The sequence below is a fragment of the Kistimonas asteriae genome (assembly GCF_018263925.1).
GTDB lineage: Bacteria > Pseudomonadota > Gammaproteobacteria > Pseudomonadales > Endozoicomonadaceae > Kistimonas > Kistimonas asteriae.
Window position 1 is genome coordinate 83,112 of the sequence record NZ_JAEVHF010000017.1, and the last position, 13,578, is coordinate 96,689.

Sequence of the window (13,578 nt, forward strand, 5' to 3'; positions counted from 1 at the left end):
AACGGAGAATAATAAATGCTGGAACTCATCAGTATTCCGATTGAAAACGCTGTTGCTATCCGCAGTGCAGGCAGTATCTCCGAGGCGGAAATGGCAGAGGTACTGGCAGCTGCACGAGAGAAAACAACTGAATACGGCAATATCGTCATTTATGAAGAGATTGAGCGCCTTGGCAGCATCGCCCCTGGCGCCATTCTGGAAAAAATCAAATACCTGTTTGAGGTGGGGATTTCAAACATTCACAAAGTCGCCGTCCTGACCGACAAACCCTGGATTGGTAAAGTGGTCGAACTGGAAGACAAACTGTTCAGCCAGATTGAACTCCGCTGTTTCGCTCTGGATGACAAGGCAGCCGCTCTTGCCTTTCTCATGGCGAATAATAAGTGAGCTGATCAGCCTTTCCATTCCTTCACAGACACGCAGTACAGGCATACTTATGGATTCCCTGGAATTAAAAATCCCACCTGTCATATTGGTCATTCTCTTCGCTTTTTTGATGCTGGTCGTTGATTTCCTGATACCCGGCATAGCGCTGCATCCAGCCTTTCAATACACACTGGCCACATTGCTGCTATTGGCGGGGGCGGCGATTGCGATTGCCGGAGTCAGGCATTTCAGGAAAGCCCGTACAACGGTAAATCCCATGTCACCCGAAAGTAGTGCCAACCTCGTCACTGAAGGGGTCTACCGTGTCACGCGTAATCCCATGTACGTCGGTTTCCTGCTGGTGCTGCTTGGATGGGCCACGGTGTTATCCAACCCCGCCTCAGCACTTCTGTCGGTCGGCTTTGTGTTGTACATGAATCGATTTCAAATCATTCCTGAAGAACGGGCGCTGCAAACACTGTTTGGTGAGGTGTATGCCAATTACAAGCAACAGGCACCTCGCTGGGTGAGTTGGATCGTTTTCAAACCTGCCGCAGGAACCACAGAGCCCCATTAAACGTTTTCGTACACTGAAACCGAGATGACAACAATGTCCATCACCATCGTACAAGCAACTGTCGCTGATGCGCCGAAAGTCGCACTATTATTCAATGCTTACCGGGTTTTCTATGAACAGGAAAGCGATCTAGCACTGGCTGAAGCCTTTCTCAGCGCTCGACTGACACACGAACAGTCCATCATATTCTTCGCCCAGAACGACAGCGGTGAAGTATTGGGTTTCACACAGCTTTACCCAACATTCTCCTCCATCTCTGCCCAAAACAGCTGGATACTGAATGATCTATTTGTAACCCAGGCAGCCCGTGGGCAAGGTATAGGCCGTCAGTTACTGGACAAAGCCAGAGGCTTCGCAGAAGCAACGTTCTCTGAAGGCATCACACTGGAGACCGCCGTTGACAACCATACGGCGCAATCCCTGTATGAATCGTCGGGCTACCAGCGGGAAACCGCCTTTTATACCTATCACTTGTCTCTGGAAGATGTGACGGTATAACAATGACTATCTGTTGTGGGCACGGCTGACATAAGCCCTGAAAGCAATAGTCAAGACGTACGATATTAGCCAGTTGTAAGGTAGCCCCCATGCCTCATAGCATTGAACTCGACACCAGCCGTCTGCATTTACGACAATGGCAGCCGGAGGATTTCGCCCCCTTTGCCAATATGAATGCCGACCCAACAGTTATGGCTCACTTCCCTGCCACACTGGATCGAGCAGCCAGCGATGCAATGGCTTCACGCTGCCAGTCACTCATTGCAGAACGGGGGTGGGGTCTGTGGGCACTGGAAGAAAAATCCAGCGGCAATTTCATCGGCTTTACCGGATTGCATATCCCACAAGCTGACCTGCCCTTTTCACCCTGTATTGAAATTGGCTGGCGATTGGCCTCAACATACTGGGGAAACGGCTATGCCACAGAGGCTGCCCAAAAAGCCCTGCAGACGGGCTTTGATACACTGGGATTCAGTGAGATTGTGTCGTTTACCGCATTGGGCAATCAGAAATCCCGTGCGGTTATGGAAAGGCTTGATATGCAGCAGGATCCACACTCGTTCGAACACCCCGCCATTCCTGAGTGCAATCCGCTTCGTAAGCACTGCCTGTACCGCCTGACCAAAGCACAGTGGCAAGAGCAGCAACATTAAAAGAGCAGTGATCACTCTATTAGCGGCGCATTAACACGCATATTGCCTAAAATCCCGGCCTGTGGCTCAATGGCGCCGTTCAATGGCAGCTCTTTTTTGAGGATGTATGAGCGTAGCCGCACGTGCTGAACAGCGCGCCCTGAAACTCTCCCTGGCCGGCACCATTTTCATGGCCGTAATGGGTATCGGTTTTGGCCTTTACCTGAATATCCAGGCCATTTTGCTGGATGGTTTTTTCTCGTTGCTGAGCATGGGCATGACCGGCCTCAGCGTCTTTACGGCTTACCTGATCCAGCGCCCTGAAGATCGCCGCTTCCAGTTCGGCTATGCCCACCTGGAACCGCTCATGAACAGCATTAACGGCATCGTCATATTGGCCGTCTGTGCTTACTCCTTTACCAATGGCATTGCCGGGCTGCTCGCCGGTGGAAACAATGTGTCATTTAATCTGGCGCTATTCTATGCCATTCCCGTCACCGTTCTCTGCCTGGTCATGTATTTTTATGAAAGCCTGATGGCCAAGCAACTGGACTCAGAACTGGTCCATGTGGATTCCAAGGAATGGCTGGTCGATGCCATCCTAACGATCACCCTGACACTCGGTTTCCTGCTGGGTTACTACCTCGAAAAAACGCCCTATGCGCATCTCGCCCCTTACCTTGACCCTGCCATGGTGACCCTGCTGTCCGCCTTTGCCGTCGTTATTCCTTACCGGGTACTCCGACGCAATCTGGGGGAAGTGCTGCTGGTCGCACCGCCAGAAATGGCAGGCAAGATCCGAAAAGTGGCATACAGCGAGATGAAGCCTTACCGGGTACAGCAGATCTCCACCCATGTCGCAAAAATGGGTCGCCGGTATGATATCGAGATCAATATCCTGCTGGATGAACAATCGCCCTTGTATGACGCCACCCTGGAAAGGCTGGATGAAGTACGACACCAGATCAGCAATCGGCTGAAGCTGGATCCGGCAGACCATTGGATCTCCATCAGTTTCACCCAGGATCCTGACTGGTTATGACCTGACACTGTCACGCAAACAGCCTGTCGAGAAAATCTTACTCTGTTTAGACTAAGAATCTTTAGAGAACAAGACAAGGCAAGCGCTATGAACCTCCTTAGAAACCTACTGGCCACACTAACCATAACCTTAGCGAGTGCCGCACAAGCCAGTGAGCTCTGGATTGATGTCAGGCGAGCAGATGAATTCCAGGCTGAGTCGATCCCCGGGCATCTCAATATTCCGCATACTGAAATACATACCGGTATCTGGGAGATCGTCAAAGATAAGAACACGGTCATTAACGTTTACTGCCAGCTAGGCGTGCGATCTGAAATGGCCAAAAAACGCCTGGAGCAAATGGGGTTCACCCATGTAGTCAACCGTGGCGGCATAGAAGACGTCAAAACCCTGCAGGATTCCAATTAATATCACCAGCGGTTATGCTGCCTGCACCATGATACGCCGTCCGCTTCAGCGAATAACGATGAGAGGAATACGCGGACAATAACAATAATCATGGCAGGGGGAATAATGATCCAGGTCTTTGGTGATAGCCTATCTGGTAACTGCTATAAAATTCAGCTACTGCTGAATCATCTCGCAATTGATCACAACTGGCGCCCTGTGGACATCCTTAATGGGGATACCCACACAGCACGGTTTCTTGAGCTTAATGCCAACGGAAAAATTCCGGTTGTGGTACTGGAAGATGGCCGCCTACTGGCTGAATCGAATGCAATCCTGAACTACTTTGCCGAAGGCACTGATTATCTGCCCAATGACCGTTACCAGCGCGCCAAAGTACTGGAGTGGCAGTTCTTTGAACAATACAGTCATGAGCCCTATATCGCCGTTGCCCGGTTTATTGCGCGGTACCAGGGCATGCCGGAATCACGGCAGGAAGAGTTCCAGTCAAAGCAGGTCGGCGGCTACAAGGCCCTGGAAGTCATGGAACAACAACTGGGTGTATCGCCTTACCTGGCGGGCACCACACTCTCGATTGCTGATATTTCTCTCTTTGCCTACACCCATGTGGCCCATGAAGGTGGTTTCAACCTTCAGCGGTTTCCTGCCATACGACGCTGGATTGAAGCTGTCGAATCCCACCCAAAGCATATGCCCATGCAGATTACCGAACACACCACATCATGAGGGCCCATGAATGAAAATATGTGTTGAGATTTATGCCAATCGAATGATTCTGACCTCAGACGAACACAGCATCAGCGTCAACGCCAGCGAACCATTCACCACCACACGACTGTTAGTCGGCCACTTTGAACCTGCCGTCAACTGCCTCAAGGAATGTCTGCAGCAGGCCGGTTTTACAGGTTTTTTCAAACGTGCGCCAAAATTGCATATCATTGCCCGTGAAAAAACGGAGGGTGGTCTCTCGGAAGTAGAAGAACGCTGTATGCGTGAAGTCGGCCTGGCAGCGGGCGCTCGTGATGTGGATGTCAGTACCTCGTAACCCTGGCAGGAATCCAGAAGGATTTTCGCAATATTTACGAACTGACAGTGAATGCCCGAACCATCGCCATACAGTCTATACGCCTTGCCCGACAGGTGACAAGGGCATGTTGATGCCACCCAAAATCCGTGATATACGACGATCCAACAATAAATCAGCCCCGGTCATTCCGGGCGTGAACAGGCAGGAGTAAACCGTGTCTCAATCCCTACCCTGGCTCTGGCGCATTAAGCGGTTGTATATCCGTTTCATGCTCGCCTTTCTGGGTCATGCCCTGGCTAAAGCCAGCCGATCCGATCCCATCATCAACAAGGAACTGGCACCGCTGCCAGACAACTTCTGTTTCGCCATGCGCGTGATGCCTGCAGGACCTGCCCTGTATATGCAAAAACGTGACGGCGGCATGAAGCCTCTATCAAAAGACGCGGTCGGTAAACCGCATGTGGATATCCAGTTCAAGCACCTTGAGCATGCCTTTTCGACGCTCTCATTCCAGGAAGGCACAACCGATGCCTTCGCCAGGGAACGCATGATTGTCGATGGCGATATCCCGGCCTCCATGCGTCTGGTGCGCTGCTTTGAACGGCTGGAGGCCATGACGTTGCCAAAACTGATCGCCCGACGGATCATGCGGCAATATCCAGCATTGACACTGGGCGAGAAATTATCAGGCGCATGCCGTATCTACCTCGGCGTGCTGGGCGGTTTTGTTATGGGGTACAAGTAAATGAGCAAGGGATACTCAGAATTTTTCAGTCCAGTCAAAATCATCGCAGGCCACAAGGCCCTGGAGCATGTTCCTTATGAGCTGGCCAGCTTTGGCGCCAGCCGACCACTGATCATTACCGACGCCGGTGTCGTACAGGCCGGGCTGGTTGAACCGGTTAAGCAGGCATTGCTGGTCAGTGAAGTGCCAATTGCCGATATCTACAGCGATGTACCGCCGGATTCCTCCTCGTCGCTGGTCAGCCGGATTGCAGAGGTGTACCGCCAGACAGGGGCTGACGCCATCATTGCCATTGGTGGTGGCTCCGTCATTGACACCTCAAAGGCGGTGAATATTCTTGTTTCAGAAGGTGGGAACGACCTGCTGGCCTACAGCGGAGTCGGTGCACTGACCAAACGACTTAAGCCGTTATTTATCCTGCCGACAACCGCAGGCACCGGTTCTGAAGTCACCAAGGTCGCAGTAATCAAGGATGATGAAACCGGACGCAAGGTGCCGTTTGGTTCCGCTTTCCTGTTGCCAGATGTGGCCGTACTGGATCCGCGCATGACGCTGACCCTGCCGCCCCATATCACCGCCGCAACGGCAATGGATGCCATGACTCACGCTGTGGAAGCCTACATTGGCACAGCGAAGAACCCGTTAAGTGACGCTTATGCCGTCGCAGCGATCAAGACGATTCGTGAAAATTTGGGTACCGTGCTGGCGTCGCCGGATAATGCAGAGGCTCGCCTGAAGCTGGCAGAAGCGGCCACCATGGCAGGCATTGCCTTCTCCAACTCCATGGTGGGCTTGGTCCATGCGATGGGACATTCCATTGGCGCCATCACTCACCTGCCCCATGGCCTCTGCATGAGTCTGATGCTGCCTTACGTACTGGAATACAACCTGCCAACCTGTAAGGAAGCGATTGGTGAGTTGCTGTTGCCTCTGGCAGGGCCTGACATCTACAGCAATACCCCCGCAGATCAGCGCGCAGAAGCAGCCATTACCGCCATTCGCGCACTGCGTGATGAATTGCATGGCAAAACCAACCTGCCCCGCACGCTGTCGGAAACCGGTAAAGTCGACAAATCACAGCTTGCGGATATCGCTGGTATGAGCATTGATGACGGCGCCATGCTCTACAACCGTATTGATGCCAGTTATGAACAGGTGCTGGCGATTCTGACCAGAGCCTGGGATTAATCCGGTCTCTATGATGCGTTAAACGGCATTGGCAGTCATCCGAGGATGGCTGCCAAGCTAACATCAGGGAACTCAATGTTGATTCAGCAATACGACTGCATGCAGAACAACCACGATAGCCGTCACCCTGCTGCGGAGCGTTAAGTATTTCCAGCTAATAACACCGGATAAGGTTTCTTTGTGAATCACTTCAAAAAATAAAACAAGGAGATATCCCAGTAACAGCAATACCAGAGCCATCTTACCCAGAAGAAACATCAGCAATAATCCAGCCCATGCCAATATGGCAACCACATTACTGACAATCAATAGTACAACGCGATACTCTGCCTGGGGTAAGACCTGCCCCCATACAGCTCCTCCCAGAAAACTCAATATAATGGCACTGTAGGTAGCAAAAACAATGAATGGCGGCAGTCCGGGCAGTGACCAGCCGACATAATCCATCAATGCTCCCGCGACAAACGGCAGAAGCCCCAAATAAGCCAACAGCGTACTGATTTTTTGATTATTCATGCCAATGTCTATCAATGATTTAGGTTCTTGTTTTCGCTATAAAAACCATAACTATTAGGCAATTACTCACACCAACAGATCATATCTTAAATCTTCCCATAACGCCTGTCAGCTATCACAAACAAGTAAGACAGGAAAATTGAACATCTAGTAAAATTTAAAAATAAACTTTTCTATGCTTAATGTGTCAAAGCAACGCACCCAATTACCGAAACAAGCTCACACCACAGAAATATTGGCAATATCTATGAAACCCGCACAACCTGGAGCACAGTCTCCGAGCAACAGTGTTACAGTTGCACCAAAAGCAGATCGTCAAAATTACTCTACCAGTCCACGCATCAAGCAAACTAATCCCACCATATCACTGAAAGAATGCCTGTTAGCAATGGCCTATCCATTTATCTGGTTAGCAGAGAAAATTACAGAGCTATGCACTTTCTGCTTCAGCTGCTGCTCGACCGAACCGGATGAAGAAAATCTTCTAGGCCCAACCATAACACAAAGCCCATCGAGCTCTACTGACAGCATCAACACGCTTGAAGTCGAAGAAGATCCTTACAATTTAAGCAAACAAGATATTGATCATATAAAAAGAAGCCTTGTCGATTTTGACGCCTGCCTTAGCAATCATGTCGGGTATTTTCACCAAAGTGAAGTTGAACCACTTATTGCGCAGATAAAGCGTCAGAGAATGATCCCGCTGGGAAAATCTACGCAAGCAAAACAAGCCATCATGCTATGGCATAGTATATGCGATGAAACCATTGGCTATCTTAAATGGTGTGAATCTGAAACGCTTGAACAATTACCCGATCGGTTAGTAGAGCTCATTAAAAAGTCTTCCGAGTGGGAAGAAGAGACCGCCAAACAATATATGGCTGCCACTAGCGACAAAGGAATTAGAGTGTTTAAAGCTGCAAGCGCACAAATTCATTTTAAATCAAAAGCGAAATTCACTAAAAAGTACAATAAAAGAAGAAATGCATTCATCGGAGAAATAACTGAACGTTATAGCAACCATCCTAATAGATTCGCCATGAACCAAGCTCTTGATAAATTGTTCAACATACTTCCTAAAGACCAAAGAGTCCTGGGGATCAATATTTCTTCCCACACTGACACCTGGGTAAAAAATATAATCATGTACCATACCCTGGCGTTGCATGAGATATCTCCTGAGGAGTTCATATAAACACCGCCTTGATATTCCTATTGAATGACAAAAAATTTCATCCTGCGAAGTGACATCTATACCGTTAAAACATCGATCACTATCTATTCGTCATACTTAATCGGCTCGACAACAACAATAAAAAATTTAAATAATGTATAACTAGAGTAGCTATAGTAATAATTACGGTTATCGCTTAACAAGCCTGATATGGACTGCTTATGAAAAGGATTGCCATACTGTTTTGTATCGTGCTCTTCATTTTCTGCTCGTTGCTGATTGGCTCAGACGAATCGCATGAGATGTTAATTCAAGATATTGAAGCATGGGCCTTCGAACAGCACCAGAAGAGCGGCAAAGGCAAGGATCAGCTAAGCATCCTTGCTTCAACGCACAAAGAGTGATGCCATTAATGACATACTTTGTGCGGTAATGCCGTTATCTATCTGGAATCTGGAGCCTTAAACGCTATGAAGTACCACCATCTGGGAATTCCCACACAAATACCGCTCAAGGATGAAATCCATCTCAAGCACCTTAAAATGTACGTCAGCGGCTATGGAAGAAATCCTTATGGTATTGAGTGGGTACGTTACGAAGCTGATGCACCTTATCCGGACATTGTGAAAAACCTGCCGCATATTGCCTTTGAAGTGGACGATATTCATAAAGCTATCAAAGGTAAGCATGTCATTATTCCACCCAACAGTCCCAGCCCTGGTGTCGTTGTTGCCTTTATAGAAGCTGATGGTGCCCCTATTGAATTTCTGCAGATAGACCGCTCGATTGCAGAACCTGGCATCTAATGCTTGAAATGTGGACTTGAACCCATCCTGCAACTTGCGGTCTGATAAAAAAAGACAATTTATTGATAAATACCGGACGGGATTATCCAGCAATGATAAGAGGCTATTTCAGGCTATTACTGTTCTCCGTCTGCCTGCTGACAGGCATTCAGGTACCTGGTTTCATCGACCAGTACCAGAAACGCATCGACGCCCATTTCAGGGAAGCCGCGATCAACCTGAGTGGCTTCCAGGCAACGGCTGACCAGTACTTCGAAGGCAGTATGAACGCCCTGATTAACCATTATCAATCGAGCCCTGATCCTGTTTTCACACAGGATGCAAGCAGTGTCCGGCAGATTTATGATCGCTACCTGATGCTGGAAAGGGAACAGGCTGCCCTGAGCCAGCCCTGGTATCGAGTTGCCTTACATGTCGCATCCCGTTACGGCAATGCATTTTTTAACGAAACACTGTCGTCATTTTCCCACTCGATTCCTATGACCTGGCAAGCCATTAGCTGGGGAGCGGGATTTGCTTTCCTTGTCACCTTTCTCTGCGAAAGCCTCCTCATTGCCTTACTGCAACTTATCGGCTTACGACGCAAGGTTGCCATGAAACACACCGCTTAACCTGAAACAGAGTAATTCCAGTACTCAACACTTGCCTGTCACGAAGACAGGCACTTTACTTGAGCCACTTCTTTCAGTGGGTATGACACGATGCGCACGATTCAACTCATACTGCTTTCTCTTGCTCTCTTCTCCCTGCCCACCTTGTCAGACAGTCAGCGGCCAGACTATGGACCGCCGATCAAATTGTCCGAAGCGCGTGTGGTCATGAAAGCTGCTGAAGACGTGGCCAGCGCACAGAACTGGCGTGTGGCCATTGCGATTCTGGATTCAGGCTGCAACCTGGTGCTCCTGCAAAAAATGGATAACACGCAACTTGCCAGTCCACGCATCGCCCAGGACAAAGCGTACACAGCCTGCGCTTTTCGCATCCCCAGCGCTCAGGCACAGCAGACACTGGCTGAGGGGCAAGCCGGCCTGCGTTATCTCCAGCTTAATGGAATGACAGCCGTCGAGGGTGGCCTGCCGCTACTTCGCAGTAACCAGCTCATCGGCGCCATTGGCGTTTCCGGGGTTACCTCGCAGCAGGATGGCGTTATTGCCCTGGCGGGGGCTGAAGTCCTGCGTTAATAAGCGGCTCCCTTTATATTCTATCAATGTGACAACGTATGAATTTCTACGACAAGTACTGTCTGCCACACCTGCTCAACTGTTGTTGCGGCTGTAAAGATATCCAGGGGTTACGTGCAGACATTATTCCGGATGCAACAGGCCGCGTACTGGAAGTCGGTGCCGGGTCGGGTTTGAACTTCCCGTTTTACCGCGCTGATGCGGTAGAAAAAGTCTGGGCACTGGAACCCTCAGATGCCATGCGATCTCTGGCGAAAAAACGTTATCAGCAGGCAACGGTAGATATTGAGTGGCTGGCACTTCCCGGTGAGGAAATCCCGCTTGAGAACGACAGCATGGATAGTGTCGTGTTGACGTATACACTCTGCACCATACCCGACTGGTACTGCGCTCTGCAGCAGATATATCGCGTATTAAAACCGGGTGGCCAATTACTCTTCTGCGAGCATGGACGATCCCCAGAAAATCGGGTGTGCAGATGGCAGAATCGCCTGAACCCTCTCTGGAAAAAGCTGTTCGGGGGATGCCATCTGAATCGCGCCATTCCGGATCTGATCAGTGAAGGCCATCTTCACATCCAGACACTGAAAACACAGTACATGCCTTTTGTACCCAAGCCGATTGGTTTTACGTTCATGGGCAGTGCAGTGAAAAAAATGCACCACCATTATTAACCTACCGTTTCATCTATCCATTGACGCAGGCGCAACAAACCGCAATCCTCTCAACAACAATGATAAAGAGTATGAGTTGTCTTCATGAACCAGACTCTGCCTGTGGATACTGCAGTAGACCGGAACGACGCGTGGCTCATTGCTCACACGCGGCTCATGGCCAATAGCTTTCAATCCCTCACGGGAAAAGCACTTGTCGATTGCGCCTATCCAGATCCTGTAACCGCGCTGGATACCGCAACGGCCATCATTGTCTCCCATGGCACACAGGCCGACCCGATCTTCAACTATGCCAATCAACAGGCGCTGCGACTGTTCGAGATGGACTGGGAAACCTTTACACGGCTCCCATCGCGCTATTCTGCCGAGGCACCAGAGCGAAGTGAGCGGGAGCGCCTGTTACGTGAAGTCTCGGAACAGGGTTTCATACAAAACTACACCGGAGTCAGGATCGCGGCATCCGGCCGCCGGTTTTATATCCGCAACGCCATTGTCTGGAACCTGCTGGATGACAAGGGCGCTTATCACGGTCAGGCCGCGACGTTTTCTGACTGGGAATACCTTTAAAGGACAGTCGTCATCTACAGAACACCACCCTTCATAAAGTCACGCTGGGCAGTTGTCACTTTCTCCAGGTAGCGCCTTGATTCCGCCCGTGGATGACGCTTGGTCAAGGCCCAATAAACCTGGGACGGCTTCAGCTGGTTAATCTTGCTAACTGCACGCCCCCTGTCCCGGTCAAATGTAGCAAATACATTCCCTGCCCCACCGTTATAGGCAGAGATAATCGTGTACTTTCGCGACAAAGGATCGCGAATTTCCTTGAGATAATGGGTTTGCAACAAATGGATATAGGCGGCGCCTGTATCAATATTGTTGTGTGGTTTAAACAGGTAATGCTTGGTTGGTTGATCTGACCGTTTCTTGATTCGGGTAAATACATCCTTTCCGGCGGTTTTCGGGATAATCTGCATTAGCCCGTAAGCGTTAGAGCTACTCACCGCATAGGGGTTAAAACTGCTCTCAGTCCGGATAATGGCGTAGACCAGACTTTCATCCACCTTGTAGCGACGGGCGTACTGCCGCACCAGACTGGCATATTGATATTGCCGTTTTTGCAGATGATCCCGGGTCAGGTCAAAGTCCACGGCATACACGGTACCCCGTTTGCTCTTTTTCCTGAATAACCGATGGCTAATCAGATAATCCGCATAACGATCCGCACGCCACTGCCAGCGTATCGGCTGCTTTTCATGATCCAGCACCTGACCATACAGCACAGGCTCTCCCCCTAACGGAACGTCCCGGGTACCAAACAGGTCTACGGCCTCGGGTTCATTCGGCGTCAGGAGCGTCAGAACAATTGCGTGATGCAAATCCTTTGAGTCAAGAGTCTCGACATGCACCTTGCCCTTATCAAAATCCACAAACACCCGCGTACGGTAATTATTGGTGTATTTGACATATTCTTTGCGTGTCGCATGCTTTTCATCACCCCAGTTCACCCGCGCCTCTTTAGCCAGCAGGCGCACCAGGGCCTCAAAACCGATGAGGTCTTTCTGGTATTCCATACCCGCCGCAACAATCTGACCTGGCGAGCCAGCCTGCTTTAACAGCTGGTTCCTGGCATAACGGGATGCATAGTCAGAAGTTTCCTGCGCCGTGCAACTGAACAATAATGGTGTGAATAACAGTATCCCAAATAAACGGCGGGAATAATGCATGAACGGTTAACATCCCTGTAGTGCAGACTGGTGTTTCGTATAGAAGAATTGATAAATAAGCGCGCTAATCTAGCATGCCAGCCATAGTCGCTAAAATATGTGGCTGCCGTAGCGTATCCGATAACAAAAAACGAAATATCCAAAATAATAAAACCTGCCAGCCAGCAGGTTTTATTGTTAATGCGACACTAATGGCTTTCGATTAGCCAGGTTGCCTGGTTACGCTTTCCCGGGGAGCATAATCGAACACGTCAGAATGTACCCGGCTTTCATCAACCCCTGCAGCGACCAAACCGTCCAGGGTTGTATACACCATGTCCGGCGACCCACTGAGGTAGAAGTGTGCATTACCCAGCTGCTCCAGATCATCAATCACCGCGCGATATAGCTGACCATGACGCCCTGCCCAGTCATCCTCTGCTTCGGCTTCGCTGACAACAGGATGGTAATGAAGCCCCCATTCGCTGCTCCATTGCACCGGCAGATGGGGCAGATAAAAACCGTGCGGACGTCGTACGCCCCAATAAAGTGATACAGGATGTAGATGTCCGTTCTGATGTGCAAATTCCACCATACTCTTCATCTGGGCAAACCCGGTACCGGCTGCAATCAGGACGACAGGTGCATCAGGGCAGTCACCCAGGTGGCAGTTACCATGGGGCAGGGTTACCCGAATCATCTCACCGGACGACAGGTGTTCAATCACCTGCTGGGCGCGCTCGTGCCCTGGATAGCACTGCACATGCAATTCCAGCTCATTGCGGTTATCACCCGGTGCCGAGGCAATGGAATAAGCACAGGGATCGCCCTCAGGCATAATCACCTGCAGGTATTGCCCCGCCTCAAACGACAATGGTTTACCATCCGCCACCACTAGGTGCACCTGGTAGATGTCTCCCGCCACCTTGTTCAGGTGTTTTACACGAAAGGCCCGTGTTCTCTGGTCAGGCACGCTGCCCCCTCTGATCTATTACTGCTTTGGCGTGATAATAAGGTCGCTTACGTCAGGTATCAACGGCA

General features: G+C 50.1%; 20 protein-coding genes. 17 read left to right on the top strand and 3 right to left on the bottom strand.

Going from position 1 to position 13,578, the window contains the following annotated elements; genetic code table 11:
• Positions 1–15 precede the first annotated feature (15 nt).
• The 10 genes from KHS78_RS17570 (at position 16) to KHS78_RS17615 (ending at position 6,483) form a co-directional block, all read left to right on the top strand.
• On the top strand, positions 16–387 hold the full coding sequence (locus KHS78_RS17570; protein ID WP_211829892.1) for a SpoIIAA family protein: 372 nt from the start codon (positions 16–18) through the stop codon (positions 385–387).
• Positions 388–436: 49 nt separating this feature from the next.
• Positions 437–943 carry a methyltransferase family protein gene (locus KHS78_RS17575; protein WP_211829894.1) on the top strand — a complete coding sequence of 169 codons (507 nt, stop codon included), beginning with the start codon at positions 437–439 and terminating at the stop codon, positions 941–943.
• Between the two features lie 24 nt (positions 944–967).
• Positions 968–1,441 (top strand): GNAT family N-acetyltransferase, encoded by a 474-nt coding sequence (locus KHS78_RS17580; protein WP_211829896.1) that lies wholly within the window; start codon positions 968–970, stop codon positions 1,439–1,441.
• A gap of 89 nt (positions 1,442–1,530) precedes the next feature.
• Positions 1,531–2,094 carry a GNAT family N-acetyltransferase gene (locus tag KHS78_RS17585; RefSeq protein WP_211829897.1) on the top strand — a complete coding sequence of 188 codons (564 nt, stop codon included), beginning with the start codon at positions 1,531–1,533 and terminating at the stop codon, positions 2,092–2,094.
• Positions 2,095–2,200: 106 nt separating this feature from the next.
• Complete coding sequence (locus KHS78_RS17590) at positions 2,201–3,115, top strand: cation diffusion facilitator family transporter (RefSeq protein WP_211829898.1); 915 nt, start codon at positions 2,201–2,203, stop codon at positions 3,113–3,115.
• Between the two features lie 87 nt (positions 3,116–3,202).
• On the top strand, positions 3,203–3,523 hold the full coding sequence (locus KHS78_RS17595) for a rhodanese-like domain-containing protein (RefSeq protein WP_211829899.1): 321 nt from the start codon (positions 3,203–3,205) through the stop codon (positions 3,521–3,523).
• 105 nt (positions 3,524–3,628) lie between these two features.
• Positions 3,629–4,249, top strand: coding sequence for a glutathione S-transferase family protein (locus tag KHS78_RS17600; protein WP_211829900.1), 621 nt, complete (start codon positions 3,629–3,631; stop codon positions 4,247–4,249).
• Positions 4,250–4,259: 10 nt separating this feature from the next.
• Positions 4,260–4,568, top strand: a complete 309-nt coding sequence (locus KHS78_RS17605; RefSeq protein WP_211829901.1) for a hypothetical protein — start codon at positions 4,260–4,262, stop codon at positions 4,566–4,568.
• A gap of 196 nt (positions 4,569–4,764) precedes the next feature.
• On the top strand, positions 4,765–5,295 hold the full coding sequence (locus tag KHS78_RS17610; RefSeq protein ID WP_211829902.1) for a hypothetical protein: 531 nt from the start codon (positions 4,765–4,767) through the stop codon (positions 5,293–5,295).
• On the top strand, positions 5,296–6,483 hold the full coding sequence (locus KHS78_RS17615) for an iron-containing alcohol dehydrogenase (protein ID WP_211829903.1): 1,188 nt from the start codon (positions 5,296–5,298) through the stop codon (positions 6,481–6,483).
• Between the two features lie 72 nt (positions 6,484–6,555).
• On the opposite strand, the gene KHS78_RS17620 is transcribed toward KHS78_RS17615, so the two are convergent.
• On the bottom strand, positions 6,556–6,999 hold the full coding sequence (locus tag KHS78_RS17620; protein ID WP_211829905.1) for a DUF3429 domain-containing protein: 444 nt from the start codon (positions 6,997–6,999) through the stop codon (positions 6,556–6,558).
• A gap of 247 nt (positions 7,000–7,246) precedes the next feature.
• On the opposite strand from KHS78_RS17620, the gene KHS78_RS17625 reads away from it, so the two are divergent.
• The 7 genes from KHS78_RS17625 to KHS78_RS17655 all read left to right on the top strand — a co-directional run bounded on the left by KHS78_RS17625 (position 7,247) and on the right by KHS78_RS17655 (position 11,401).
• A complete protein-coding gene (locus tag KHS78_RS17625) occupies positions 7,247–8,194 on the top strand; it encodes a hypothetical protein (protein ID WP_211829908.1) in 948 nt (315 codons plus the stop codon).
• Between the two features lie 200 nt (positions 8,195–8,394).
• Positions 8,395–8,577, top strand: a complete 183-nt coding sequence (locus KHS78_RS17630) for a hypothetical protein (RefSeq protein ID WP_211829909.1) — start codon at positions 8,395–8,397, stop codon at positions 8,575–8,577.
• A gap of 66 nt (positions 8,578–8,643) precedes the next feature.
• Positions 8,644–8,979, top strand: coding sequence for a VOC family protein (locus KHS78_RS17635; RefSeq protein ID WP_211829911.1), 336 nt, complete (start codon positions 8,644–8,646; stop codon positions 8,977–8,979).
• A 92-nt stretch (positions 8,980–9,071) separates the two neighbouring features.
• Positions 9,072–9,590, top strand: coding sequence for a DUF2937 family protein (locus tag KHS78_RS17640; protein WP_211829912.1), 519 nt, complete (start codon positions 9,072–9,074; stop codon positions 9,588–9,590).
• A 90-nt stretch (positions 9,591–9,680) separates the two neighbouring features.
• The gene (locus tag KHS78_RS17645; protein WP_211829913.1) at positions 9,681–10,160 is read left to right on the top strand and encodes a GlcG/HbpS family heme-binding protein; all 480 of its coding nucleotides are present in this window, start codon (positions 9,681–9,683) and stop codon (positions 10,158–10,160) included.
• A gap of 38 nt (positions 10,161–10,198) precedes the next feature.
• Complete coding sequence (locus tag KHS78_RS17650; RefSeq protein ID WP_211829914.1) at positions 10,199–10,834, top strand: class I SAM-dependent methyltransferase; 636 nt, start codon at positions 10,199–10,201, stop codon at positions 10,832–10,834.
• Between the two features lie 84 nt (positions 10,835–10,918).
• Complete coding sequence (locus KHS78_RS17655) at positions 10,919–11,401, top strand: MEKHLA domain-containing protein (protein ID WP_211829915.1); 483 nt, start codon at positions 10,919–10,921, stop codon at positions 11,399–11,401.
• A gap of 14 nt (positions 11,402–11,415) precedes the next feature.
• Here KHS78_RS17655 and mltC read toward each other — a convergent pair whose 3' ends face one another.
• The gene (mltC, locus tag KHS78_RS17660) at positions 11,416–12,558 is read right to left on the bottom strand and encodes a membrane-bound lytic murein transglycosylase MltC (RefSeq protein WP_211829916.1); all 1,143 of its coding nucleotides are present in this window, start codon (positions 12,556–12,558) and stop codon (positions 11,416–11,418) included.
• Positions 12,559–12,760: 202 nt separating this feature from the next.
• Entirely contained in the window at positions 12,761–13,510 is a 750-nt protein-coding gene (locus KHS78_RS17665) for an FAD-binding oxidoreductase (protein WP_211829917.1), read from the bottom strand.
• Positions 13,511–13,578: the final 68 nt, after the last annotated feature.

What these genes read in the sequence shown, in the direction of transcription:
- KHS78_RS17570 (WP_211829892.1), top strand. Translation starts at nt 16, where the DNA reads ATGCTGGAACTCATCAGTATTCCGATTGAAAACGCTGTTGCTATCCGC.
- KHS78_RS17575 (WP_211829894.1), top strand. Translation starts at nt 437, where the DNA reads ATGGATTCCCTGGAATTAAAAATCCCACCTGTCATATTGGTCATTCTC.
- KHS78_RS17580 (WP_211829896.1), top strand. Translation starts at nt 968, where the DNA reads ATGACAACAATGTCCATCACCATCGTACAAGCAACTGTCGCTGATGCG.
- KHS78_RS17585 (WP_211829897.1), top strand. Translation starts at nt 1,531, where the DNA reads ATGCCTCATAGCATTGAACTCGACACCAGCCGTCTGCATTTACGACAA.
- KHS78_RS17590 (WP_211829898.1), top strand. Translation starts at nt 2,201, where the DNA reads ATGAGCGTAGCCGCACGTGCTGAACAGCGCGCCCTGAAACTCTCCCTG.
- KHS78_RS17595 (WP_211829899.1), top strand. Translation starts at nt 3,203, where the DNA reads ATGAACCTCCTTAGAAACCTACTGGCCACACTAACCATAACCTTAGCG.
- KHS78_RS17600 (WP_211829900.1), top strand. Translation starts at nt 3,629, where the DNA reads ATGATCCAGGTCTTTGGTGATAGCCTATCTGGTAACTGCTATAAAATT.
- KHS78_RS17605 (WP_211829901.1), top strand. Translation starts at nt 4,260, where the DNA reads ATGAAAATATGTGTTGAGATTTATGCCAATCGAATGATTCTGACCTCA.
- KHS78_RS17615 (WP_211829903.1), top strand. Translation starts at nt 5,296, where the DNA reads ATGAGCAAGGGATACTCAGAATTTTTCAGTCCAGTCAAAATCATCGCA.
- KHS78_RS17620 (WP_211829905.1), bottom strand. Translation starts at nt 6,999, where the DNA reads ATGAATAATCAAAAAATCAGTACGCTGTTGGCTTATTTGGGGCTTCTG.
- KHS78_RS17625 (WP_211829908.1), top strand. Translation starts at nt 7,247, where the DNA reads ATGAAACCCGCACAACCTGGAGCACAGTCTCCGAGCAACAGTGTTACA.
- KHS78_RS17630 (WP_211829909.1), top strand. Translation starts at nt 8,395, where the DNA reads ATGAAAAGGATTGCCATACTGTTTTGTATCGTGCTCTTCATTTTCTGC.
- KHS78_RS17635 (WP_211829911.1), top strand. Translation starts at nt 8,644, where the DNA reads ATGAAGTACCACCATCTGGGAATTCCCACACAAATACCGCTCAAGGAT.
- KHS78_RS17640 (WP_211829912.1), top strand. Translation starts at nt 9,072, where the DNA reads ATGATAAGAGGCTATTTCAGGCTATTACTGTTCTCCGTCTGCCTGCTG.
- KHS78_RS17645 (WP_211829913.1), top strand. Translation starts at nt 9,681, where the DNA reads ATGCGCACGATTCAACTCATACTGCTTTCTCTTGCTCTCTTCTCCCTG.
- KHS78_RS17650 (WP_211829914.1), top strand. Translation starts at nt 10,199, where the DNA reads ATGAATTTCTACGACAAGTACTGTCTGCCACACCTGCTCAACTGTTGT.
- KHS78_RS17655 (WP_211829915.1), top strand. Translation starts at nt 10,919, where the DNA reads ATGAACCAGACTCTGCCTGTGGATACTGCAGTAGACCGGAACGACGCG.
- mltC (WP_211829916.1), bottom strand. Translation starts at nt 12,558, where the DNA reads ATGCATTATTCCCGCCGTTTATTTGGGATACTGTTATTCACACCATTA.